Annotated in this window: 28 protein-coding genes; 12 read left to right on the top strand and 16 right to left on the bottom strand. The window is 58.7% G+C overall.

Annotated features, from left to right (window positions below):
• Positions 1-104: 104 nt before the first annotated feature.
• The gene (locus JNB88_RS03945) at positions 105-245 is read left to right on the top strand and encodes a hypothetical protein (protein WP_197066669.1); all 141 of its coding nucleotides are present in this window, start codon (positions 105-107) and stop codon (positions 243-245) included.
• A 189-nt stretch (positions 246-434) separates the two neighbouring features.
• Here the strand turns inward: JNB88_RS03945 and JNB88_RS03940 are convergent, their stop codons facing one another.
• Genes JNB88_RS03940 through JNB88_RS03930 form a run of 3 tightly spaced genes read right to left on the bottom strand, consistent with a single transcriptional unit; the run spans position 435 to position 2222 of the window.
• Positions 435-1058, bottom strand: coding sequence for a LysE/ArgO family amino acid transporter (locus JNB88_RS03940; RefSeq protein ID WP_220354385.1), 624 nt, complete (start codon positions 1056-1058; stop codon positions 435-437).
• Between the two features lie 36 nt (positions 1059-1094).
• The gene (locus JNB88_RS03935; protein ID WP_220354384.1) at positions 1095-1859 is read right to left on the bottom strand and encodes an SOS response-associated peptidase; all 765 of its coding nucleotides are present in this window, start codon (positions 1857-1859) and stop codon (positions 1095-1097) included.
• A 42-nt stretch (positions 1860-1901) separates the two neighbouring features.
• Entirely contained in the window at positions 1902-2222 is a 321-nt protein-coding gene (locus JNB88_RS03930; protein WP_037134546.1) for a YnfA family protein, read from the bottom strand.
• A gap of 85 nt (positions 2223-2307) precedes the next feature.
• Between JNB88_RS03930 and JNB88_RS03925 the strand changes: the two genes are divergently transcribed.
• From JNB88_RS03925 to JNB88_RS03890, 8 genes are all read left to right on the top strand, one after another.
• Positions 2308-2727: an NUDIX hydrolase gene (locus tag JNB88_RS03925; RefSeq protein WP_220354383.1), complete on the top strand. Its 420-nt coding sequence runs from the start codon at positions 2308-2310 to the stop codon at positions 2725-2727.
• Between the two features lie 60 nt (positions 2728-2787).
• Complete coding sequence (locus tag JNB88_RS03920) at positions 2788-3219, top strand: TIGR02301 family protein (RefSeq protein ID WP_220354686.1); 432 nt, start codon at positions 2788-2790, stop codon at positions 3217-3219.
• Between the two features lie 99 nt (positions 3220-3318).
• Positions 3319-3576 carry a hypothetical protein gene (locus JNB88_RS03915; RefSeq protein WP_018857413.1) on the top strand — a complete coding sequence of 86 codons (258 nt, stop codon included), beginning with the start codon at positions 3319-3321 and terminating at the stop codon, positions 3574-3576.
• A gap of 17 nt (positions 3577-3593) precedes the next feature.
• The gene (locus JNB88_RS03910) at positions 3594-4340 is read left to right on the top strand and encodes a hypothetical protein (protein WP_220354382.1); all 747 of its coding nucleotides are present in this window, start codon (positions 3594-3596) and stop codon (positions 4338-4340) included.
• A 62-nt stretch (positions 4341-4402) separates the two neighbouring features.
• Positions 4403-5236, top strand: coding sequence for a CAF17-like 4Fe-4S cluster assembly/insertion protein YgfZ (gene ygfZ / locus JNB88_RS03905; protein ID WP_220354381.1), 834 nt, complete (start codon positions 4403-4405; stop codon positions 5234-5236).
• The gene (locus JNB88_RS03900; RefSeq protein ID WP_037134542.1) at positions 5233-5838 is read left to right on the top strand and encodes a YfbR-like 5'-deoxynucleotidase; all 606 of its coding nucleotides are present in this window, start codon (positions 5233-5235) and stop codon (positions 5836-5838) included. The genes ygfZ and JNB88_RS03900 overlap by 4 nt, the downstream gene beginning before the upstream one ends.
• Entirely contained in the window at positions 5835-6371 is a 537-nt protein-coding gene (locus tag JNB88_RS03895) for a tyrosine phosphatase family protein (RefSeq protein WP_220354380.1), read from the top strand. The genes JNB88_RS03900 and JNB88_RS03895 overlap by 4 nt, the downstream gene beginning before the upstream one ends.
• Positions 6372-6406: 35 nt before the next feature.
• Positions 6407-6982: a hypothetical protein gene (locus JNB88_RS03890; RefSeq protein WP_037134540.1), complete on the top strand. Its 576-nt coding sequence runs from the start codon at positions 6407-6409 to the stop codon at positions 6980-6982.
• A gap of 19 nt (positions 6983-7001) precedes the next feature.
• On the opposite strand, the gene JNB88_RS03885 is transcribed toward JNB88_RS03890, so the two are convergent.
• Together JNB88_RS03885 and JNB88_RS03880 are read right to left on the bottom strand one after the other, a co-directional pair.
• Positions 7002-7517 (bottom strand): superoxide dismutase family protein, encoded by a 516-nt coding sequence (locus JNB88_RS03885; protein ID WP_220354379.1) that lies wholly within the window; start codon positions 7515-7517, stop codon positions 7002-7004.
• Between the two features lie 119 nt (positions 7518-7636).
• Positions 7637-7966 carry a hypothetical protein gene (locus tag JNB88_RS03880; RefSeq protein WP_420832161.1) on the bottom strand — a complete coding sequence of 110 codons (330 nt, stop codon included), beginning with the start codon at positions 7964-7966 and terminating at the stop codon, positions 7637-7639.
• Between the two features lie 424 nt (positions 7967-8390).
• On the opposite strand from JNB88_RS03880, the gene JNB88_RS03875 reads away from it, so the two are divergent.
• The 3 genes from JNB88_RS03875 to JNB88_RS03865 all read left to right on the top strand — a co-directional run bounded on the left by JNB88_RS03875 (position 8391) and on the right by JNB88_RS03865 (position 11842).
• Complete coding sequence (locus JNB88_RS03875) at positions 8391-10265, top strand: putative bifunctional diguanylate cyclase/phosphodiesterase (protein ID WP_220354377.1); 1875 nt, start codon at positions 8391-8393, stop codon at positions 10263-10265.
• A gap of 68 nt (positions 10266-10333) precedes the next feature.
• Entirely contained in the window at positions 10334-10978 is a 645-nt protein-coding gene (locus tag JNB88_RS03870) for an HD domain-containing protein (protein ID WP_220354376.1), read from the top strand.
• A gap of 9 nt (positions 10979-10987) precedes the next feature.
• A complete protein-coding gene (locus JNB88_RS03865) occupies positions 10988-11842 on the top strand; it encodes an MOSC domain-containing protein (protein ID WP_220354375.1) in 855 nt (284 codons plus the stop codon).
• Here JNB88_RS03865 and JNB88_RS03860 read toward each other — a convergent pair.
• The 11 genes from JNB88_RS03860 to JNB88_RS03810 all read right to left on the bottom strand — a co-directional run bounded on the left by JNB88_RS03860 (position 11839) and on the right by JNB88_RS03810 (position 21474).
• Positions 11839-12840, bottom strand: a complete 1002-nt coding sequence (locus JNB88_RS03860; protein WP_220354374.1) for an aldo/keto reductase — start codon at positions 12838-12840, stop codon at positions 11839-11841. The two genes, JNB88_RS03865 and JNB88_RS03860, sit on opposite strands and share 4 nt — an antisense overlap.
• A gap of 109 nt (positions 12841-12949) precedes the next feature.
• A complete protein-coding gene (gene recO / locus JNB88_RS03855; protein ID WP_220354373.1) occupies positions 12950-13708 on the bottom strand; it encodes a DNA repair protein RecO in 759 nt (252 codons plus the stop codon).
• Between the two features lie 68 nt (positions 13709-13776).
• A complete protein-coding gene (locus JNB88_RS03850; RefSeq protein ID WP_420832166.1) occupies positions 13777-14211 on the bottom strand; it encodes a response regulator in 435 nt (144 codons plus the stop codon).
• Between the two features lie 156 nt (positions 14212-14367).
• Complete coding sequence (locus JNB88_RS03845; RefSeq protein WP_220354371.1) at positions 14368-15120, bottom strand: Crp/Fnr family transcriptional regulator; 753 nt, start codon at positions 15118-15120, stop codon at positions 14368-14370.
• Positions 15121-15248: 128 nt separating this feature from the next.
• A complete protein-coding gene (era, locus tag JNB88_RS03840) occupies positions 15249-16187 on the bottom strand; it encodes a GTPase Era (protein ID WP_220354370.1) in 939 nt (312 codons plus the stop codon).
• An 8-nt stretch (positions 16188-16195) separates the two neighbouring features.
• Positions 16196-16915 (bottom strand): ribonuclease III, encoded by a 720-nt coding sequence (gene rnc, locus JNB88_RS03835; protein WP_037134530.1) that lies wholly within the window; start codon positions 16913-16915, stop codon positions 16196-16198.
• Entirely contained in the window at positions 16912-17655 is a 744-nt protein-coding gene (lepB, locus tag JNB88_RS03830; protein WP_037134529.1) for a signal peptidase I, read from the bottom strand. The genes rnc and lepB overlap by 4 nt, the downstream gene beginning before the upstream one ends.
• Before the next feature lie 115 nt (positions 17656-17770).
• A complete protein-coding gene (gene acpS / locus JNB88_RS03825; RefSeq protein WP_220354369.1) occupies positions 17771-18175 on the bottom strand; it encodes a holo-ACP synthase in 405 nt (134 codons plus the stop codon).
• A complete protein-coding gene (locus JNB88_RS03820) occupies positions 18172-18756 on the bottom strand; it encodes a DUF2062 domain-containing protein (RefSeq protein WP_220354685.1) in 585 nt (194 codons plus the stop codon). Before JNB88_RS03820 ends, acpS begins: the two co-directional genes overlap by 4 nt.
• 140 nt (positions 18757-18896) lie before the next feature.
• Positions 18897-19046: a DUF3563 family protein gene (locus JNB88_RS03815; protein WP_081930954.1), complete on the bottom strand. Its 150-nt coding sequence runs from the start codon at positions 19044-19046 to the stop codon at positions 18897-18899.
• Positions 19047-19230: 184 nt separating this feature from the next.
• Complete coding sequence (locus JNB88_RS03810) at positions 19231-21474, bottom strand: RelA/SpoT family protein (RefSeq protein ID WP_220354368.1); 2244 nt, start codon at positions 21472-21474, stop codon at positions 19231-19233.
• Positions 21475-21550: the final 76 nt, after the last annotated feature.

The following is a 21550-nucleotide window of genomic DNA, read 5'->3' as shown; positions in this document are numbered from 1 at the left end:
TGGATACATAATTCCTGATATGCGGCGCCTCGATTTTGTCGCTATTACAGGCAAAAGAGCAATAAATATAAGAGTCTAGGGACAGCACACGTGAGGAGAGTATTGTGACCCCGAAGAAGACGAGCGTCGAACAGCCGGCAAAGTCCGACCTCAGCGCCAACTACCGCCCGCTCGGCCTGAAGGCCGTCCTTGCGGCAGCCCTAATGCTCAAGAGCAAGCCACCGCTCGTCAAGAAGCCTGCCTAGGGTCGATACTGCTATCACGGCTGGTGAAGCCGATGCGCCAACCGGCCTTTTTGCTTCCATGCGCCACTGAAAATCCAACGCGCGTTGTCATGACGCGCGATTGGGTTGAGCCGAATTGCTACGATACACGTCGATAAGCCACGCACAGCGACAGCCTCGAGGGGCGTTGCTCGGCGGCATGCAGGAAGTTTAGGCTGACGTGAAGAACCGAATGAGCAGGCTCGCCGCCAGCAGCGCCATGACAATGCCGATGATGACGTCGAGAACCCGCCAAGCAGCGGGTTTTGCGAAGACCGGCTGCAACAGGCGGGCGCCGTAGCCCAATCCAAAGAACCAGACGAAGGATGCGGTTGCCGCCCCGAGGCCATAGGCCAATCGGTCTGCACCACTGTAGGCGGCAGACAGGCTGCCGAGCAGAACAACCGTGTCGAGATAGACATGCGGGTTCAGGAAGGTAAAGGCCAGGCAGGTCGCCACCGCGGCCTTCAGGCCGAGCGCCTTTGGAGAACCCGTCTGCATGGCACCGGGGTGGATGGCGCGGCGGAATGCCATTGCCGCATAGGTTCCGAGGAAGATCGCGCCCCCGATCGTCACCAGTGAGATGAGCGTCGGCGAGCGGGAGACGAGCGTTCCAAGGCCTGCGACGCCGGCAGCAATCAACAAGGCATCCGACAAAGCGCAGATCAGGCATAGAACGAAGACGTGCGAGCGCAAAAGCCCCTGGCGAAGAATGAATGCGTTCTGTGCGCCGATTGCGATGATAAGCGAGGCACCAAGAAAGAAGCCTGCGAGAGCGGCCGAGATGGAGATCATGTCATTTTCCGGGGATGATGCGGTGGGATTAACGGACTAGAAGAAGCTCAACTGGCCGTCATCCGGCTTTTTCTTTTCAGGCGGCGGTAGCGGTTTTTCGACGGCCACCCTTTCCTGAAGATCGGCCCCCATGTTGGCCACCTTGTTGACCTTGTCGGAGACTGGGATTGCCTCGAAGAAATCCTCTTCCACGGGCTTCATGAGATCTGCAACATCGCGCGGTTCCTGCGTCTTGCAGTCCAACCAGCGCGAAAAATCCTCAGGCTTGATCACCACCGGCATCCGGTCGTGGATCGGCGCAATGGAAACGTTTGCGGCGGTGGTCAGGATTGCACCGGTATCGACTTCCGAACCATCAGCCGAAGACCATGTTTCCATCAAGCCGGCGAAGGCAACGACACCGCCGTGGCGCGGCTTGATCCAATAGGCCTGGGACTTCTCGCCACTCTCCTTGCTAGGACGATGCCATTCGTAGAAGCCGGAGGCAGGCACGAGCACGCGCCGATGGCGCATGGCGGCCCGAAACGATGCCTTGCCGATCGCCGTTTCGGCGCGGGCGTTGATCAGAAGCGGGAATTGTTTCGGATCTTTCACCCAGCCGGGCGTGAAGCCCCAGCGTACCAGCACCGCACGCCGCTCGGGAAGATTGCTGCCTTTTTCCCTCGTTTCATCTGATACGACGACCAGAATGGGCTGGGTCGGGGCAATGTTGTAACGCGCGGGAAAATCCTCGAGATCCATGATCCCCAGGATTTCCTTGAGCTCTTCGGGAGAAATCGTCAGCGCATAGCGTCCACACATGAAGATGTCTTTGCACTCAGACCCACTACGGTCAAGACTCACTCATCCGCGCGGCGCGAACAGGATGATTGCAGTTCCACAAAGGCAAACGACCGCACCACCGATGTCCCAGCGGTCGGGCACCCGGCTCTCGACGAGCCACAGCCACATCAGCGAGGCAACGATGTAGATGCCGCCATAGGCGGCAAACGTGCGGCCGGCGGCCTCGCTCGGCACAAACGTAAGGAGCCACGCAAACAGCCCAAGAAACACCATGCCCGGCGCGAGCCACCAAACCGGCTTTGCCATTTTCAGCCACGCCCAAAAAGCAAAGCAACCCGCAATCTCGAAAACAGCTGCTGCGGCATAGATGATATAAGTCAAGGGAGCTCCTTCGAATCGCCGGATTCAATATCCGGCGGAATGTCGGATGCGCCAAGTACAGCACCACCAATCGATGCGGATTTCCATGACTTCCACTCCGAAGGCGGCATCCTCCGCCATTCTTCAGCGCGGCGACCGGTTCCTTCTCGTACTTCGGCGCAATCCGCCGTCGGCTGACATGTATGCCTTTCCGGGAGGACGGGCCGAGCCCGGCGAGGCACCCGCGGCCACCGCGCTGCGTGAATTCGAGGAGGAGACCGGGATCAGGGCACACAGCCCCAGACCCTTCGCAACATACGATCTGAAGACGCACTCAGCCGACGGAGCGGTCGTGAGCCATTTCCTGCTTTCGGTGTTTCGCGTCGAGGCCGACGAGGAAACTGTCGCCATCGCGGCCGACGACGCTGCCGACCTAGGCTGGTTCACCCTCGAAGAGATCCGCCGATTGCCAACCCCTCAAAGCGTGCTGGAATGCGTCGAGCGCCTGGCCGCCAGCAGCGAATAAGCAGGTGGAAACTCGTGCATGCGCCTTGTTCCGGTCACCGTCAGAGTATCAACTATGAACATGATTCCCGTTCGATGCGTGTTCCTGTTTCTTGCATTGTGCGCAACCGCCGCCCTACCCGCCCCCACGTGGGCACAGGGCCCGACGCCGACACTGTTGCCGGAAGAGAATGCGCCAAAAACGGTCACCGTGCCCTACGACGACAAGCTCTCACGGCTTGCTGAAGTGTTGGGGTCGGTTCACTACCTGAGAAGCCTGTGCAAGGCGGAAGACAGCGGAGAATGGCGAAACCGGATGCAACAACTGCTGGATTCGGAAGCCAAAGACGAACAAAAACGCAAGGAGCAGCTGACTGCGGCGTTCAATCGGGGCTATCGCACATTCGCGTCGGTTTATACGGATTGCACGCAGGCAGCCATCGTGGCAGAAGAGCGATACCGTGCCGAAGGCGCAACACTTGCCACAGAAATTACGTCACGGTTCGGAAATTAACGGTTAATTAACCTCTTTTCGCACCCGGCCGTGTCGTTTTGGGAAAAGGCTGATAAGGTTGTTAACTAGGCAGTAAGGCATGCAGTTTGAGGAAAGACAATGGAACCAAGCCTCAATGATATCGACGACATGATCGTTCATGAGAAGACTCAGGCGGCCTTGGAGTACCATAACGAAGCCTGGGCCGACGGCATGGCAGACGGGATCGAACCCGAGATTATTGCCGATACAGCGATCATCCATGCGCTCCGCGAAACCATTCGCCTGCATGGCGAAAACAGCGCCGAGGCCTTGTTGGATTCCTTGCGCGAGCGGATGCTTGCCGGCGAGTTTTCTCCGAACCGCACCCTGCAATAACGATCACAGAGAGTTTCATGCATACCGCTAGGGACAATGCTTCGCGGCCTGTAATCGTGCCGCTTTTGCTTGCAATTGGCCTTAGCGCCAGCAGCCTTCTGACCGGGACCTCAGCCCTGGCACTTTCCGAGCTGCAAAAGACTCCTGGGCAAGCCGATCAAGGCGCCCCCGGCCAAAACGGCGAACAGCCTGCAACATCGCCCACCGCACCCGGCGTTCCGATGCCGGACCCTTTGGTCAGCACTCCAGCTAGCCAGAGTGGCGACAGGACACCCGGCGCCCAGGATGGCGCGAAGCCGGTCGAGGTCATTTACGATATCAGCAAGGTTCCTGAGCCCGTTCGCAAGATGCGCGAACAGATCGTCGAGGCCGCTGCCTCGGGCGATCTTGAGCGCTTGCGTCCCCTGCTTGGCACGGGCGCAGGTCAGACGCAGGTAACGGTCGGAGAGCCGACCGATGACCCGATCAGCACACTCAAGGACCTCTCGGGCGATCCAGAGGGCGATGAGATACTGGCGATCATGCTCGACGTCATTTCGACCGGTTTCGTGCACATCGGCCAGGGCACTCCCGACGAAATGTACGTCTGGCCGTACTTCGCGGAGAAGGATCTGAAGGCGCTGACGCCTCCGGAGCGCGTCGAACTGCTGCGCATTGTTACAGCAGGCGACCTTGCCGACATGCAGGAGTTCGGCGGCTACAATTTCTATCGCGTGGGCATTACCCCAGACGGCAAGTGGAAGTACTTCACCGCCGGCGACTAAGGCTTGCGATCCGTCCAGTGAAGACATACTTCTGAGCGACAACGAACGCGACAGGTGCCGCCATGCCAGCCGTATTTCTGAAGAACCGCTCGCTCATCCGGGTCAGCGGATCAGAAGCTCAATCCTTCCTGCAGAACCTGATCACGACCGACATCGCGGCGTTGGGCGCCGAAGAGACGCGGCCCGGCGCACTGCTCACGCCGCAAGGCAAAATCCTGTTCGATTTCATGATCTGGCGTGATGGCGACGCATTCGTCATCGAGACCGACGACAGCCAGCGAGACGCACTGCTCAAGCGGCTGACGATGTATAAGCTCAGAGCTGCTGTCGACCTGTCAGCCGCCGGCGAAGGGGTAACCGTATCCTGGGAGCCAGCGATCGAGGGGCCGACCGATAGTCGCTTTGCCAAGGCCGGCATCGGGCTTGTCCGGAAAGCGGGAGAGCACGGCACTGATGATCTCGAAGCTTACGATGCGTTGCGAACGGCGAACGGGATAGCCGTGTCCGGGCGGGACTACGCCCTGCAAGACGCCTTCCCGCACGATGTCCTGATGGATATCAACGGCGGCCTTTCCTTCAGGAAGGGTTGCTATGTCGGTCAGGAGGTTGTTTCGCGAATGCAGCACCGTGGAACGGCTCGCCGCCGCGTGGTCATCGTGAAGGCCGAGACCGCACTGCCACCTTCCGGGACGGAGATTACTGCGGCGGGCAAACCGGTTGGCACTCTTGGCTCGGTCACAGGAAAGACCGGCCTTGCGATCGTTCGCATCGACCGCGCCGGCGAGGCCATGGCGACAGGCACACCTTTATTGGCGGGAGAAACGTCTGTCGCGGTCGAACTGCCGGCGTGGACAGGACTGACATTCCCGTCATCAGCGGACGAGGCCAGCGCGTGACCACAAAGGCGCCGCGCGCGTGGCAACGGATGCTCTCGGGCCGCCGGCTTGATCTGCTCGACCCATCTCCGCTCGACGTCGAGATGAGCGATATCGCGCATGGGCTTGCCCGCGTTGCGCGCTGGAACGGGCAAACCTCGGGAGATCACGCCTTCTCCGTTGCGCAGCACTGCCTTGTCGTCGAGGATATCTTTCGCCGTCTCAACGAGACGACAGCCGAACAATGCCTGATGGCACTTCTGCACGACGCTCCGGAGTATGTAATCGGCGACATGATTTCACCTTTCAAGTCGGTCGTCGGCGGCGGGTACAAAGCCGTCGAAAAGCGGCTGGAAGCTGCCATACACCTTCGCTTCGGGCTCCCCCCTCACCCAACGCGTGAACTCAAGGACAAGATAAAGAAGGCCGACACGATCGCCGCCTATTTCGAAGCAACTCAACTCGCCGGCTTCACCTCCTCGGAGGCGCAGAAATTCTTTGGCCAGCCACGCGGGATCACAAAAGATATGCTTCTGATGACGCCGCTCCCGGCGATCGAGGCCCAGCGGCTCTTCTGCGACCGTTTCGAGGCAATCGAGGCTATGCGGAGCAGCAGGGCATGACTGTCATCGTTGTCGCTCCACTTGCTCGGATCGCCGAGATGGCGGTCAGGCATGGCGCGCGGGAAATGATAAGCCTGATGGCGAAGGAGCATACCTTTCACCGGCCCGCAGTGATCCAGCCGGACCGGCACCTGCTGCTCACCATGAACGACATCGCCTTCAAGGGAACCGGCAACCTCGTGGCGCCCGATGAAAACCACGTGCGGGAGATCATCGATTTCGCGCGAGGCTGGGATCGTAATGCACCTCTCCTCATCCACTGCTGGATGGGCGTCTCCCGTTCGCCTGCCGCCGCTCTGATTGCTGCCCTCTCCCTGTCGCCCGAGCAAAGCGATGAGGTTCTCGCGCGCCGGCTTCGCGCAGCGTCGCCCTATGCCACGCCGAATGCACGGCTGGTGCAAATCGGTGACGACATGCTTGACCGCCGAGGGCGATTGGTCGACGCCGTACGCTCTAACGGCAGGGGAGCCGACGCGGACGGAAACGCGCCGTTTTCTTTGGAAGTCGAAGGGTCTGCCGCCGGAACGTTTTGAGTCGACATCGGTTAACCCCTACAGGAGGTTGATCGATGTCGCTGCAGAACTATCGCGATACGTTTGTAAGGTGTCTGGCTACTCTCAAGAGCCTGACAAGCTCGTCTAATGAATATGCGCGATTTCGATGGCAAGCCATCTACATTACACGCGATCGATTCTCTTATTTCTTTCGAGGCGGCATGGAGATCGAGAAACGGAACTCCTTCGGCCAGCAGATGGACCTAGTCACTGGCGTCGCAACGCCGGTTCCGACGCATTCGATCGCACTCTACGGGGCGACGTTCGGCCTCAACGAGGCAATTACTGTCTACAACGGCCCCCAGAAATCCGTCATCGACGTTGCGCATGCTTTCAGTGAAGAAAGCGCCGCAGATTTTCGGCCTGAGTTCTTCTACGTCAGGATGAGCCTTCTTCATATGGCGGACGACGGTCGCATGGGCTTCGGTGCCGATCCGCTGCTGCGGGAAAACACGAACATCATATTCGTCGGCCTGGAGGATCAAGCAACCGCGGACCACCTCGAAACCAGCAGCGCCGGACAATGGGTTGCCCACGATAAACCCATGGCATCAAGCCAGTGGTACACAGAGAGATACTACTATCACTGACACACCAGCCCGGAACGATTTACTTGATGACAGCGCATGCGAGACGCTCACCGGAATCTCCTGCCGGCTGGCTCCGATAGTCATCGGAGTTGGAATGAACGATCAGCGCTCGACCACGAATGCCGTCTGTCTTGCCGTCAAGCGTCACCATCTTGTCGAAGATTTGCGCCCGCAGAACACCGTCTTGTCCGACATACTGGTTGGGCATATCGCCGGCATGCGGACCCTTTGCCGCCAGCAGACCGTGCTCGGCCTTCGCCGGATTAAAGTGCTCCCCAGCAGAATCATGACGCTGGGACGCGTCGCAATTGCCAGTATCGTGGATATGGATCGCAAGCCACTTGTTTGCAGGAAGGCCGGATACCTCGACTTCGATTAGCACTCCGCCGCTTGCGGTAGCCGTCAAAGTCGCTCGACCGTCAGCTTTACCGTCACTGCCGACGAAATCCGCAACTGCCGTTTGCTTATCCTGAGCTGTGGCACTTGAAGAAACCACCATAAACCCCAAAGCGAAAATCGATATGGCCGTTTTCATTCGAGCTTCCTTCCTTGGCATGTGGGTTTCCAACGTGTCAGGCGCGAAGCTGTTCCCGAATCGGTTGCAAAGAAAAAGCCGGCCACTGCGGCCAGCTTTGAAGATCCATGCACACGCGATCAGGCGACTGTATCGAGATCATATTGACCGTAGGTGCTCTTATACAGGTCGTAAGATGCGCTCTGCTGGGCTTGCGGATGAAAATTCACACTTCCTGTCTCGCGGGAGGCCATCATGAATGAAAGCACGCCGTCGGAAAGCTTCGGCGCGAACTCCTGAATGCTACTATCCTCATCGCCCAATTGCTTGAGGATGCCAGGCTTTTCTTCAGCGGCACGCTCGCCACGGCTCAAGACGCCGTCGCCATTTGTGTCCAACCGCGACAATGTCGCGAGATACGCGTAAGACGTATCGGTAACCGATGAAACTCGGCTCATACAAACCTCCATTCACCGCTGTTTCGGTGATGTTTGTACGCAATACGAAAAGGGGAAATCGAAGACTAAGTGGGTGGTTAAACTGATTTGCGCACTGCGTCAATAACCTGTTAACACCGTATTAACCTTAGTTGACAAACCGTAATTCAGGCTTCCGCGAGCGCGCGTTTGTGCCATGGGAATTGCAGGCAACCCGCTGCAAACCGGACCTGAATAACGCCCGGGATTTATTCGTTTGCGTTGCAACAGAATTTTAATGCGACCAGCGGATTATCTTTTCGCAATGCACGCTACACTGAGCTTTGATTTATTGAGACGATAGTTTTTTCAGAAGGTCTTTTCATGTCTGGCGCGTCGCGTCGAAATTGCAGGCAAACGGCAGGTTCGCTGGTTCCCGTTCAAAATCCTTCCTTTCCCGATGTGAAGATTGCCGCAAATGGAAGCTGAAGCGCTTTTTCGGCAACAGTGCACGACCGCCATCAATGAGGATGGCTCTGCGAACGCACAGCGCCTGATGGATCTTGTCGTAGAGACATACCGGCTGCAGGCAGGAAAGAAGCGTGACGCCGAGGATCGTTCCGAGCTACTCAACCGCCAGAACGGTGAGTTGAAAAGTGCGCTCGCCATCACGACTGGAGATCTCGCGGAACAGAAACGCCTCTTCGAGATCGTTCTCGACAACCTGCCGAACGGCTTGAGTGTCTTCGACTCGGAGCAGCGGTTGATCGTTTGCAATATTCGCTTCCTGCAGCTCTTCGGCTTCACCGCCGATGACATCCCTCCCCGAGTCTCGATGGCATCGCTGATCGCGAAGATCCGCGGCACGGAGCGCTCGGAGACGAAAGCATCGCGCCTACCCAATGCCGCCGCGAACGGCCACATTCGCCACCGCGAGTGGAACATGGATGACGGTCGCACCATCAGGAGCGTAATCACCGTCCTGCCTGATGGCAGCAACATTTCCGTTCACGCCGATATCACTGAAGATCGAAAGGCGGCGGAGCGCATAGCCTATCTCGCACATCACGATCCACTGACGGGCCTGCCAAATCGAATCAGATTGCGAGAATGCATCGATACCGCGCTTGCCGGTCGCAAGCCGGACGAGCACATCGCGCTGGTACACCTCAACCTCGATCGCTTCAAGTCGATCAACAACATGCTTGGCGTCTCTGCCGGCGACAAGATTCTGCGGCAAGTGGCGGAGCGTATCCGCATGTCGGCCGGTGCCGGCAATGTGCTGGCACGGCTAGGCTCCGACGAATTCGCCATCCTCCAGTCCGGCCGCCAGCAGCCGTGGAATGTCACCGCTCTCGCAGAGCAAATTCGTCGGGAACTCTCCGAACCGTTCTTTCGCGGCGACAAGGCCGTTGAGCTCAGCGTGTCGATGGGTATAGCCATCAGCCCCCAGGATGGAGCGGAGACGGACGTGCTGTTGAAGCACGCCGGCGTTGCCCTGTCGCACGCCAAGAGCGGCGGCGGGAACAGCGAGCATTTCTTTACCGCCGAGATGGAAGCGCAAATCGAAGCGCGGATCGCGCTGGAGGCCGATCTTCGCAAGGCCATCGAGCGGGAGGAGTTCGAACTTCACTATCAGCCGCTCTATGACTTCAGCCAGCAGCGGATTTGCGGTTTCGAGGCACTGGTTCGGTGGAATCACCCAACGCGCGGCAAGGTGCCGCCGATGGAGTTCATCCCGCTTGCGGAAGAGGTCGGCCTCGTGGTCGATATCGGACGATGGGTGCTGCGCCGCGCTTGCCGGGATGCCGCACAGTGGCCAGACGATATCAAGGTGGCTGTGAATGTATCGGCCATTCAATTTACAAATAGCGATCTGCCGAGCGACGTGGCAGCGGCGCTGACGGCGGCGGGGCTTCCAGCGGGTCGCATGGAGGTCGAGATCACCGAAAGCGTGCTGATGGAGAATCTCGACGAAGCATTGCCCGTCCTGCACAGCCTCAAGCAAAGCGGTATCCGGATCGCGATGGACGATTTTGGCACCGGCTATTCGTCGCTGAGTTACCTCAGGCGGTTTCCCTTCGACAAGATCAAGATCGACAAGTCTTTCGTGAACGGCATCGTGGAAAACAAGGAAGCCTTTGCGATCATGCGCGCCATCATCCTCCTCGGAGATGCGCTCGGCATGCGCGTGACCGTCGAAGGCGTGGAAACGGCGGAACAGATGGCCCTGCTTGAGCGCGAAGCCTGCGATGAGATCCAAGGCTACCATATCAGCCCGCCACGGCCTGCCATCGACGTTCCCTGCCTGATAGCCCAGTCTGCAGGACAGACCAGCGCCAAGGCGAGTTGATACGCACTTCGTTGCGACTCGTGGCAGCTCCGTTTATGGAAGGACACCCTTTCCAACGCGGTGATCCCATGTTCCAGGCGAAGGCCTTCGCTCCATTTGAAAAACTTGCCATCGAGCTCGTACCGTACTCCTCGGAAGGGGACGATGGTTCGCATGACCTCGCGCACGTGCTACGCGTTTTCAAGAACGCGATGCGGATCCAGACCGTCGAGGGCGGCAATGCGAGGATCCTTGCAGCTGCCGTTCTTCTGCACGATTGCGTTGCTGTAGAGAAAGACTCCCCGCTGCGGTCGAAGGCATCGGCGCTCGCTGCGGAGAAAGCCTCTGCGGTTCTCGCCAAGCTTGGCTGGGCGGACGACGACATCGCGGCCGTTGCGCATGCAATTGTCGCGCACAGCTTCTCGGCAAATATCACGCCGGAATCCCTGGAAGCCAAAATATTGCAGGATGCCGATCGGCTCGATGCAATCGGCATGGTGGGTGCGGGGCGTTGCTTTTACATAGGCGGTCGGATGTCATCGGCGCTGTACGATCCCTTCGATCCCGCCGGCAGCGACCGACCGCTTGACGACAGGCGATTTGTCATCGACCACTTCCAAACCAAACTCTTCAAGCTGGCGGATGGCTTTCAGACAAAGACCGGACGGGCGCTTGCGGCGACACGCGACCAGCGGCTGCGCGATTTCCTCGCCGCATTCATGGACGAAATCTAGGAGCACCTGATGCGTATTACCGACCTTTTCATCTATCCGCTCAAGAGTGCTCGGGGCATTGCCCTGCAGTCATCGGAGGTTGACGCTTTTGGACTGCCCGGCGACCGGCGCGCGATGATTACCGACGCGGCCGGGCATTTCATCACCCAGCGCGAGTTGCCGGATCTCGCACGCATCAGCGTACAGGCTGGGCCGTCCGAGCTCCAGCTCGTCATGGGCGATCACCAGATGGCCGTTCAGGTCCCTGCCGCTGCGACACGGATGGACGTTTCAATCTGGAAATCCATCGTCAGTGCTGCGGTTGCTGACGACGCCGTAAATGATGCACTCTCCAGCTGGCTCGGACGGGACGTTAAGCTTGTCTTCTTCGATCAGGATGCCAAACGTTCCGCCAGCGCGGAATGGGCCGGAGAAGGCACGCCCGTCACCTTTGCCGACGGTTACCAGATCCTTGTGACAACGACCGGGTCATTGAAGGCGCTCAATGCTGACCTCGAAGCACACGGGGAAGGTCAAGTCGGCATGGAACGGTTTCGCCCCAACATCGTCATCGATACTGAGGAGGCCTGGCCGGAAGACCGCTGGGCGGCGATCGAGATCGGCGGCATTCGGTTTGATCTCGTCAAGCCATGCGCGCGCTGTATCATGACGACGCAGGACCAATCCACCGGATCCCGCGACGTCCCGAACCCGATGCCCGCGATGGGGCGCATTCGGATGTCGGCGGACCGCCGCGTGCCCGGCCCGCTCTTCGGCTGGAATGTCACCCCTCGCGACACCGGCAGAATCGCCGTCGGCGACGCAGTTAAGGTGATCGACGAAAGGCCCGAAGGCTGGGCCTTTAAGATCCGCAACCGCGCTTAGGCACGAAGCTGCGCAAGTGCCTCATCGATTTCGGTCATGACCGAGGGAGGCAGCGGGCCCTTGCCCAGCGCACCGGCGTTTTCTTCGACCTGTGCGACAGTGCGGAAGCCGGGGATCGGTAAGGTTCGAGGCGAGCGCGCCCATAGCCACGCCAGGGCGCCTTGCGTCGGAGTTCGTCCGCCTGATTGCAGCAACTCGCGGACAGCTTCCAATCGAGCCGCGAACTCCGGCGCGATGCGGCCGTCCTTGAAATAGACCATCCAGTCAAGGCTCGCACCGCGAACATCCTTGGCGCCGATTTTCGTATCCGCCCGGAATTTTCCGCTGAGCAACCCCATCGCGAGCGGCCCGCGGTTGATCGAAATCAGTCGATGCCGTTCTATCACCGAAATCATATCGGGCACCGGCTCGAAAACGTTCATCGTGTGCTGAACAGAAACGAAACCCGGGCGCCCGGCGTGTCGCGCGGCGCGGTCAGGAAAGTCGGTGCTCCAGCCGAAAGCGTCGATCTTTCCTTCGCCCCGCAATTGCTCCAACGTTTCGAAAACGTCATCCGACTGCTCAAGCGCAAAGTCGTTCAAATGGAACTGGAGGAGATCGAGGCGATCCCTCTTCAACCGACGCAGCGATGTCTCGGTGGAACGCCGGATAAACGCCGGATCGGCAAAGGCGCCCGTTGCCTGCTTTGTCGCTGGATCTGTGGCGAAACCGAACTTGGTTGCGATGACAATATCGCTGCGATTGCCGATCGCCCGGCCAAGGACCTCTTCGGAATGCCCTGCCCCATAATTTGAAGCTGTATCGAAGAACTGGATGCCGAGTTCGACTGCGTGATGGATCGCCGCGATGGATTCGTTGTCATCGACCTCACCCCAACCAAGCGGAGTGTCGCCGGCATAGAAGGGTCCGCCGATTGCCCAGCAGCCCATTCCCAACCGAGGGATGTCATGGCCATTCCAAAGTTCTATCGTAGTCGTCGTATCGGGCTTGCTCAGCATCGTCTGTCCCTTCCAATCGCAGGCTCAATGCGATTGAAATAGAAAGCGCGGAAAGACGGGTAAAGCGCCTGATCTGCACGATATTTTTCACCAGTGAAAAACCGTCCTCTCAGGATGACAGTTCGTCCTGTGCAGAAACCGCTTTGAGTGCTTTGAGCGCGGCCTGAACGAAGCCCTCGCGCGCCGCTGCAGGCTCCACTCCTCGTGGCTCATAGACGTGCCGATGAAGAAAGAACGCTGTCAGCCGAAACGCCGCATTGAGACTGTCGAGGTCGGCCGCATGGTTCTCCTCGCTATTCAGGAACGACGGCAGGGCCAGCATCTTGTCCGCCCATGGTGCGCCGGCACTTCGGCTGACCGCTCTGCCCGACTTGGGCGACACGTAGGCAAGGTCGGACCGGGAGCCTGTCGCCGCACACTCGGTCAAATCAAGGCCGAAGCCGAGGTCGTTGAGAACCGCAAGCTCGAAGCGAACGAAAAGCTCACCTGCGTCAGTCGGATTGTGGAGATTGTCGAGGATCACCTCGAGCGCTTCGAAAAGATGCGGATGCGGATCACGCTCCGGCAGCAACCGCAGCAACGCGCCCATGGCCTGTACGCCATAGACGGCGGTGGCAGTTTCCATCAGTCGTGCGGCTCGCAACGTCAATGGCTCAACGCGGAACTCGCCAAGGTGCTCGTCAAGGCGCGCGCGCCACGTGACCTCGACCTCATTGCCCGGCTGCAGAACAGGCTGCATGGCGCGCGACCGACCAGAACGGACCATGCCGAGATGGCGTCCGCGTTCACGCGTCATAACCTCGGCGATGACACTCGTCTCGCCGTGGCGCCTGACGCCTAGAATGATAGCGCGGTCATGCCATTGCATCGGAAGCGAACCCCAAATCCTACGATTCGATTCTATCGCAACAGCGGCATTCTGTCATAAAAAGGCCCTCAGCCGGCGGCCGGGAACAGCTCTTGAAGGAACTCGCGCATCGCCGATTCACCGAACGGCTTGACGAGCAGCGGAACGTTCTGGAGATCTTCGGGAAAATCCTTCGTGTCCGAATAGCCGCTCACAAATCCGAAGGGAATATCGATGCTTGCGAGATAGCGCGCAAAATCGAAGCTCATCACCTCGCCAAGATTGACATCCAGCAGAGCGAAATCGAACGTCCCGGTCTTGGTTGCTTCGGTAGCCTGTTCGAGGCTGCTGACAATTTCAATCGTGTCCACGCCGACTTGGCGAAGAATATCTTCAGCCTCCATCGCAATGATCAGACTGTCCTCTAGGACCAGAACACGGTTTGCCTTCATACCCACTACGCCCCTCGCTGAGCGTCTTCTGCGACGCTCGGCATCTGCATTTCCCGGATTTCCACCTCTGATGCCCCATGGCTCATCGGTCGACGACCACTACCGCTTAGCCTGCATAACCGCTTTTTCGTTTCGGGTCGATAAAAGCAAGCAGGAATAAAGATGGCAAGAGGAGCTTAGGTCCGCGTCGCGCGGCAGGCATTTAAAAAAGACATGCCGGCAAGCGGATCAAATAAACGGGCGGACTTTTTCCCCAAGTCCTTCCCAACCGGCAATAGCCATCAATTCTTCACCATCAAGCAGTTCGCAAGCACGCTCCTGCCAACGGATCAGATTGCGGTTAGAGAGCTTTTTCAAGGTCTTGTTCGTATGAACAATTGAAAGTCCCAGCGTATCCGCCACATGCTGCTGCGTGATCGGGATCGACGCCTCGCCGGTGAACAGCTTCAGCCGTTTCCCACGCTCAAACAGAAAGGCGATGAGGTAGGCCGCGCGCTCGAGCGCCGTCCGACGGCCGATGCTCAACAGATGTTCGTCGAGCATTCGTTCCTCCTGAGCTGCAATCCAGGTGATATCGAAAGCCAATGACGGGTGTTTGTTGTAGAGACCCATCAGCTTGTCGCGCTCGAAAACGCAAAGGGACACAGGCGACAAGGCTTCGACGGAATGCTGCATCTCGCCCATGATCGTTCCCTGGAGTCCGATCAGATCCCCCGGCATCACGTAGTTCAGGATCTGCCGGCGCCCGTCTTCCAGCGTCTTGTAACGGAAGCCCCAACCGGAGAGGACGGTAAATAGATGCGCGCTGTGAGCGCCCTCCACCAGTATCGTGGCGCCGGCATCCACCGCGAGTTCGCCCCTTTTGAATTTCGAAACAAAATCAAGCTCATCGCTGCTGAACTCCCTGAACGACGGGTTCGTACGCAACGGACAGCGTTCACAAGGCGTTTTGAACGAGTGGGTAGGACGCGCGGTCGCCATGAAGGTCCGTGTGCTCGGAGGAAGCGCCCCGGGATCGGCAACGCTTTCGCACAAGAACACGCGAACATCGCGGTTGTTCCATTCATATCTGATTTTTTATCGCAAAAACAATGGCGTAGAGGCCATCTCTAGTGCGGGAAGTCCAAACCCATCTCGCGGAACCGTTCGGGATCGTCGCCCCAGTTCTCGCGCACCTTCACGAACAGGAAAAGATGAACCGGCTGTTCGAGGATCTCAGAAAGCTCCCGCCGCGATGCGGATGAGATCGCCTTGATCGTTTCGCCGCCCTTGCCGAGAGCGATCTTCTTCTGGCTGTCACGCTCGACGTAGATCACCTGCTCGATCCGAACCGACCCGTCCTTGCGTTCTTCCCACTTTTCCGTTTCGACATGCGACGAATAGGGGAGTTCCTGATGCAGACGCAAGAACAGCTTCTCGCGGGTAATCTCGGCCGCAAGCTGCCGCATCGGCAGATCGGAAATCTGGTCTTCCGGGTAGTACCACGGGCCTTCCGGCAGCGTCTTTGCGAGATAGTTCATGAGATCGTCACAGCCGGAGCCATTCTCGGCCGAGATCATGAAGGTCTGGTCGAAAGCAATCTTCTCGTTTGCGGCCGCGGCAAGGGCCAGCAGGTCCTCGCGCTTGACCCGGTCGATCTTGTTCAAGACGAGGATCTTTGGCTGGTGAACGTCCTTGAGGCCCTCAAGAATGGCTTCGGCGTCACCGCGCAAGCCGCGCTCGCTATCGATCAGCAGCATGATCAGGTCGGCATCCTTGGCGCCGCCCCAGGCCGACGTAACCATGGCGCGGTCAAGCCGCCGGCGCGGTTTGAAAATACCAGGCGTATCCATGAACACGATCTGCGCATTGTCATGGATCGCAATGCCACGCACGATCGCGCGCGTCGTCTGGACCTTGTGGCTGACGATAGACACCTTTGCGCCCACCAGGCGATTGACCAGCGTCGACTTGCCGGCATTTGTCGGCCCGATCAGGGCAACGAACCCTGATCGTGTCGCGCCCGCGGTTTCAGCGGCGTCATCCGCCATATCGTGTTCTTCTGTCATCTATCCCGTCAGTTTCCGGCAGAGGATTTCTGCCAAATGCCTTCGCGTTCCAGCATTTTCGAGGCTGCAACCTGCTCTGCCGCACGCTTGGAGCGCTCAATGCCTGTTTCCGGCTGAACCCCGGCGACCTCAACAGTCACCGTGAAGCGCGGATCATGATCCGGTCCGGTGCGTTCTTCAACCCGGTAGATCGGTGTGACGCCGAATTTGGCGTGCGACCATTCCTGCAATTCGGTCTTGGCATCGCGCCGGGCGCCATCGGCCCGTGCAGCCCGCTTCTCCCAGAACTTCAGGATGAAACGCCGGGCGACCTCCAGACCACCGTCGAGATAGATCGCCGCGATGAGGCTTTCAACCACATCGGCGCGCACATTCATCATGCGTTTGCCGGTCAGCTTCTTCACGTCTGCCCCGGTACGAATGAAAAGGTGCAAACCGAGCTCATCGGCGACTTCCGCACAGGTGTCTGCGCTGACGAGCTGATTGAGGCGCACCGAGAGCTCACCCTCGGTGGCCGCGCCGAAGGTGCGAAACAGCAGTTCCGCGACACAGAGGCCAAGCACCCGGTCGCCCAGAAACTCCAGCCGCTCGTAATTGCCGCCCTTTTGCGTGCGGGCACTCGCATGCGTCAATGCCCGGTCCAGGCGCTCCTTCTCGGCGAATTGGTGGCCGATCAGGGCCTCAAGCCTTGCTCGATCCGCCGCAGAGAGCGTCAGTGCCTTGCTCATTCAACGCCCTTGAAGAGACGATCCCAACGCATGTTCGCCGGCCACTTCCAGATCTCGCGGAACGAGGTGTCGTTGCCGAGCGAGAAGAAGATGACGCTGGCACGGCCAACCAGGTTCTCGGCCGGCACGAAGCCGACATCGAACCGGCTGTCTAGCGAGTTGTCGCGATTGTCGCCCATCATGAAGTAGTGTCCTTCAGGAACGATGAACTCGCGCGTGTTGTCACCACGGGAAACCGGCGACTGGTCCAGCGTGTCATAGGTGACGCCGTCATCCAGGGTTTCGCGGAAGACGGGCACATCCTGGCCGGGATCCTGCGCATAGTCGGAATTGAACGTGCCATCCGGCACCTTCGGAACCGCCTTGCCGTTGATGTAGAGGACGCCGTCGGTAACCTGAATGCGGTCACCGGGAAGACCGACCAGACGCTTGATGTAATCGACATCAGGATTTGGCGGGAAGCGGAAGACAACGATATCGCCGCGCTTCGGCTCGCTTGCAAAAATGCGTCCGCTGAAGAGGTTCGGCGAGAAAGGCAGCGAGTACTTCGAATAGCCGTAGGCAAACTTGTTGACGAAGATGTAGTCGCCAACCAGCAGGGTCGGCATCATGGAGCCGGACGGAATGGTGAACGGCTGAAAGAACACCGTTCGGATAACCATTGCCAAGATCAGCGCCTGGGCGATGACCTTGATGTTCTCCCAGAGGGCGTTCGGCTTGGTTTCGACTTTTTCGGACACGCAGTCTTATTCCTTCAATGCACCGCCAAGGGTGCAACTCTTGTTTGCTTCTCTCTAGCGGCTTCGGCCGATTGCGGCAATGGCGCCAACATTAAAAGCGACTCTACGTCGCTAGTCAGGCAGTTTCCGGCAGGGCCTCGATGATCACAAAAGCCTGTGCCAACGGATAATCATCCGTTATCGTCAAATGAATGGCGGCCTTGTGACCAGCCGGCAGTAGCGACCGCAACATCTCGCCCGCCCCACCGGTCAACTTCATCGTGGGCTTGCCGCTCGGCAGGTTGACCACACCGAGATCTCGCCAGAATACGCCCTGCGCCATTCCCGTTCCCAGCGCCTTGGAGCAAGCCTCCTTTGCCGCGAAACGCTTGGCATACGAAGCTGCACGATTGGCGCGCCGATCCGACTTTGCCCGCTCGACCTCTGTGAAGCAGCGCTGCGTAAAGCGCTCCCCAAATCGCTCGAGAGACTTCTCGACGCGCCTGATATCAATGAGGTCGCTGCCGATACCTATTATCATACCGTTTCCTGCGCTGGATGTAACAGCCGCACGCGGGAACGCTCCATCAGGCGCTCGCGACGGCGCGTCTGAAAGCCCTTCACGGCGTAGAAAGTTCCGAAATAGACGATGGCCGAGGTCAACAGAGCCGGCGGGATGGAGCCAATCAGCATTGGCTCAACGACGGGGCGCCAAAGCTCCGCAAAGTGCAGCTCATGGAACAGGGCACCAAGATCGATCGAATGCCCCTGCATCGTGTCCTCACGCGCCAATAGCAAGTGTCCGATCTCCCAGGTCGCACCCCAGATGAACGGATAGGTCAATGGATTCCCGAAGGCCGCGCAACCAAGCGCGGCGGCGACCATATTGCCGGAGAAGAGATAGCTGAGCACGAAGGCCATCACGAAATGAACGCCAATAAAGGGCGTCCAAGATACGAAAATCCCTGCGGCGACACCCATGGCCACCGCGTGCGGGGACGCTGTCAAGCGCAAGACACGCATCGCCAGATAGCGGAACGGCCGCACGAACCCCTTGCGGGGCCACAGCAACTCACGCACCTTTTCACGAAATCCAGCAGGTTTTCGACGTCGGAACAACATGGCGCGTATGTAGTGCAACCCGCACCAGCGTGACAAGAGCGTCAAAGTATCTCAGTCGTTATTTGGTTGCCGCAGACTGAGCACTCACCAAGGGGCGATATGCAAGACGCCCCTTTCATTCTCGAAGTATAAACCCGATATTAGCGGGCGCGGAACAGACCGCGATCAACCTGACGCTGGCGATATTCAAGATCGATACGGTCGAACGAACCGTTCAGGTAAGCGATTTCGCGTTCTTCAGCGGTCGGAGCGCGCAATGCGCGGGCGATCTTCTTGATCGGTGTAAACATTTCCTTGCCTCATCTTCTGTTCATTTTCTGATGACCTGAAGATAAGCGCTCACAGCCACAATTACCAACGCTCTAACATAAGCGCAGCCATGCGCTGAGTGCATACTCAGCCTTATATCCGTGCGACTTGCGACACAAAACGATCATAAAATGTGCAGCTGACCTAGTGCCGAGTTCCAACGGTCTACTCGTAGAGCCGACGAACCGTTGCAACGCACTCCAGATCCTTCAATTGAGCCAGCAGCTGATTCAATTGCCTGAGGTCCCACACCTCGACGTCAAGCGTCATTTCGGTGAAGTCAGTCGCGACGCGCACGGTATTGAACACCCGGATATTTACGTCGACGCCCGCGACCGTCTGAGCGAGCTTCGCGAGAGTGCCTGGCTCGTTCAGCGCGTTCACCATGATGCGCGCCATGAAACGGGACTTGTTGGCCTCGTCCAGATCCCAGCGAACATCGATCCAGCGATCCGGCTGATCGTCGAAGCGCTGCAGCGTCGGCGACTGGATCGGGTATATCGTGATGCCGCTGCCCTTTTCCGTCGCATTCATGATCCCAACGATGCGATCGCCCGGCACAGCACCCGTTGGCGCAAACTGGACATCGACGCTGCTCGATATGCCACGGATCGGCATTGTATCCATATCGAAGCCAGTCTTCAGATCCGAACCATCGATGCTTGACTTCGGCTTACCCGGAATCTTGAAGATCATGCCGGAGGCGCTGCGAACATTGAACCAGCCGTCGTCCCCGCTCGGCTTCGCCGTAACACGCTCTTCCAAATGATCCGGATAGACGGCGCGCAGCACGTCGAGCGAAGACATTTCGCCACGACCGACTGCCGCGATCGCGTCCTCGACATCCTTCTGCCCGAGGCGATGGAGCGCAGGCTTCATCGCCTCTCGCGAGAAGATTTTGCCGGCGCGGTCGAAGGTCCGCTCGAGAATACGGTGCCCGAGACCAGCATACTGCTTCCGAATGGCGAGCCGGGTAGCACGGCGGATCGCCGCCCTCGCCTTTCCTGTCACGACAATCTCCTCCCAGGCGGCAGGCGGCACCTGCACGCCGGAACGGATGATCTCCACTTCGTCGCCATTCGCCAATCGGGTCACGAGCGGCATGATGCGACCGTTGATTTTTGCGCCGACGGTCGTGTCGCCGATATTGGTGTGAACGGCATAGGCGAAGTCGATCGGCGTTGCGCCACGCGGAAGCGCGATCAGCTTGCCCTTCGGCGTGAAGCAGAAGACCTGGTCCTGGAAGAGTTCAAGCTTCGTATGCTCCAGGAATTCCTCAGGGCTATCCCCTTCCGCGAGCGCCTCGATCGTGTGGCGAAGCCAGGAATAGGCGTTGGATTCCCGCGAAAGGATATCGTTGTCCGACGTCGAGGCACCGTCCTTGTAGAGCGTGTGCGCCGCGATACCGAATTCGGCGATCTCGTGCATGCGCTTGGTGCGGATCTGCAGTTCGATACGCTGGCTGGACGGACCGACGATCGTGGTATGCAGCGAGCGGTAGTCGTTCTGTTTCGGCGTCGAGATGTAGTCCTTGAAGCGTCCGGGGACCACGCGCCAGCGGGTATGCACGATGCCGAGGGCCCGATAGCAGGCCGGAATATCATCGACGATGATGCGGAAACCGTAGACGTCCGAGAGCTGCTCGAAGGAGAGCGACTTCGACTGCATCTTGCGGAAGACGGAGTAAGGCTTCTTCTGCCGCCCCTTGACGATGGCGCCGGCCAACCCGCTCGCGACGAGCAGATCGCCCAGCTCGGTCTCGATCTTCTTGACCAGACCTTCATTGCGCTTGGAAAGTTCCTCGAGTCGCCCGGTGACGGTTTCGTAGGCTTCGGGATTGATGTGGCGGAAGGAAAGGTCTTCCAGCTCCTCGCGCATATCCTGCATACCCATGCGGCCGGCCAGCGGCGCATAGATATCCATGGTCTCCTCGGAAATGCGCGCGCGCTTTTCCGGCGACATGTGATCGAGCGTGCGCATGTTGTGCAGGCGGTCGGCGAGCTTGACCAATAGAACACGCACGTCGTCCGAGATAGCGAGCAACAGCTTGCGCAGGTTTTCAGCCTGCTTGGCCTTCTTGGTGACGAGATCAAGCTTCTTGATCTTCGTCAGTCCTTCAACCAGCCGACCTATGTCCTCGCCGAAGAGCTCATCGATCTCGGCGCGGGTCGCCGTTGTGTCTTCAATGGTGTCGTGAAGCAACGCAACCGCGATCGTCGACTCGTCGAGGTGCATGTCGGTGAGAATGGCGGCAACTTCCAGCGGATGCGAGATGTAGGGATCGCCGCTTGCACGCTTCTGCTGTCCATGCTTCTGCATCGCATAGACATAGGCTTTGTTCAGCAGGGCTTCGTTGGCATCGGGCTTGTATTTCTGAACCCGCTCCACGAGCTCGTACTGCCGCATCATCCCGAAACCACTCCATTACAAAAGAAAAGCGCGCCAATCACGGATTGGCGCACATGATATGCGATAATATGCCGAA

Origin of the sequence: Rhizobium cauense (assembly GCF_019511525.1) — a bacterium.
Taxonomy (GTDB): Bacteria; Pseudomonadota; Alphaproteobacteria; order Rhizobiales; family Rhizobiaceae; genus Rhizobium; species Rhizobium cauense.
The sequence above is the reverse complement of the archived record's forward strand: the minus strand, read 5'-3'. Positions and strand labels throughout refer to the sequence as shown.

Coding starts and splice junctions, on each gene's coding strand:
- JNB88_RS03885 (WP_220354379.1), bottom strand. CDS start 7,517: ATGAAAACGGCCATATCGATTTTCGCTTTGGGGTTTATGGTGGTTTCT.
- JNB88_RS03880 (WP_420832161.1), bottom strand. CDS start 7,966: ATGGAGGTTTGTATGAGCCGAGTTTCATCGGTTACCGATACGTCTTAC.
- JNB88_RS03935 (WP_220354384.1), bottom strand. CDS start 1,859: ATGTGTGGACGCTATGCGCTGACGATTTCTCCCGAAGAGCTCAAGGAA.
- JNB88_RS03845 (WP_220354371.1), bottom strand. CDS start 15,120: ATGGCGACCGCGCGTCCTACCCACTCGTTCAAAACGCCTTGTGAACGC.
- acpS (WP_220354369.1), bottom strand. CDS start 18,175: ATGATAATAGGTATCGGCAGCGACCTCATTGATATCAGGCGCGTCGAG.
- JNB88_RS03875 (WP_220354377.1), top strand. CDS start 8,391: ATGGAAGCTGAAGCGCTTTTTCGGCAACAGTGCACGACCGCCATCAAT.
- JNB88_RS03860 (WP_220354374.1), bottom strand. CDS start 12,840: ATGCTGAGCAAGCCCGATACGACGACTACGATAGAACTTTGGAATGGC.
- JNB88_RS03920 (WP_220354686.1), top strand. CDS start 2,788: ATGATTCCCGTTCGATGCGTGTTCCTGTTTCTTGCATTGTGCGCAACC.
- JNB88_RS03815 (WP_081930954.1), bottom strand. CDS start 19,046: ATGTTTACACCGATCAAGAAGATCGCCCGCGCATTGCGCGCTCCGACC.
- JNB88_RS03910 (WP_220354382.1), top strand. CDS start 3,594: ATGCATACCGCTAGGGACAATGCTTCGCGGCCTGTAATCGTGCCGCTT.
- JNB88_RS03940 (WP_220354385.1), bottom strand. CDS start 1,058: ATGATCTCCATCTCGGCCGCTCTCGCAGGCTTCTTTCTTGGTGCCTCG.
- JNB88_RS03820 (WP_220354685.1), bottom strand. CDS start 18,756: ATGTTGTTCCGACGTCGAAAACCTGCTGGATTTCGTGAAAAGGTGCGT.
- JNB88_RS03890 (WP_037134540.1), top strand. CDS start 6,407: ATGTCGCTGCAGAACTATCGCGATACGTTTGTAAGGTGTCTGGCTACT.
- JNB88_RS03925 (WP_220354383.1), top strand. CDS start 2,308: ATGACTTCCACTCCGAAGGCGGCATCCTCCGCCATTCTTCAGCGCGGC.
- ygfZ (WP_220354381.1), top strand. CDS start 4,403: ATGCCAGCCGTATTTCTGAAGAACCGCTCGCTCATCCGGGTCAGCGGA.
- JNB88_RS03865 (WP_220354375.1), top strand. CDS start 10,988: ATGCGTATTACCGACCTTTTCATCTATCCGCTCAAGAGTGCTCGGGGC.
- recO (WP_220354373.1), bottom strand. CDS start 13,708: ATGCAATGGCATGACCGCGCTATCATTCTAGGCGTCAGGCGCCACGGC.
- JNB88_RS03915 (WP_018857413.1), top strand. CDS start 3,319: ATGGAACCAAGCCTCAATGATATCGACGACATGATCGTTCATGAGAAG.
- JNB88_RS03895 (WP_220354380.1), top strand. CDS start 5,835: ATGACTGTCATCGTTGTCGCTCCACTTGCTCGGATCGCCGAGATGGCG.
- JNB88_RS03870 (WP_220354376.1), top strand. CDS start 10,334: ATGTTCCAGGCGAAGGCCTTCGCTCCATTTGAAAAACTTGCCATCGAG.
- rnc (WP_037134530.1), bottom strand. CDS start 16,915: ATGAGCAAGGCACTGACGCTCTCTGCGGCGGATCGAGCAAGGCTTGAG.
- JNB88_RS03810 (WP_220354368.1), bottom strand. CDS start 21,474: ATGATGCGGCAGTACGAGCTCGTGGAGCGGGTTCAGAAATACAAGCCC.
- era (WP_220354370.1), bottom strand. CDS start 16,187: ATGACAGAAGAACACGATATGGCGGATGACGCCGCTGAAACCGCGGGC.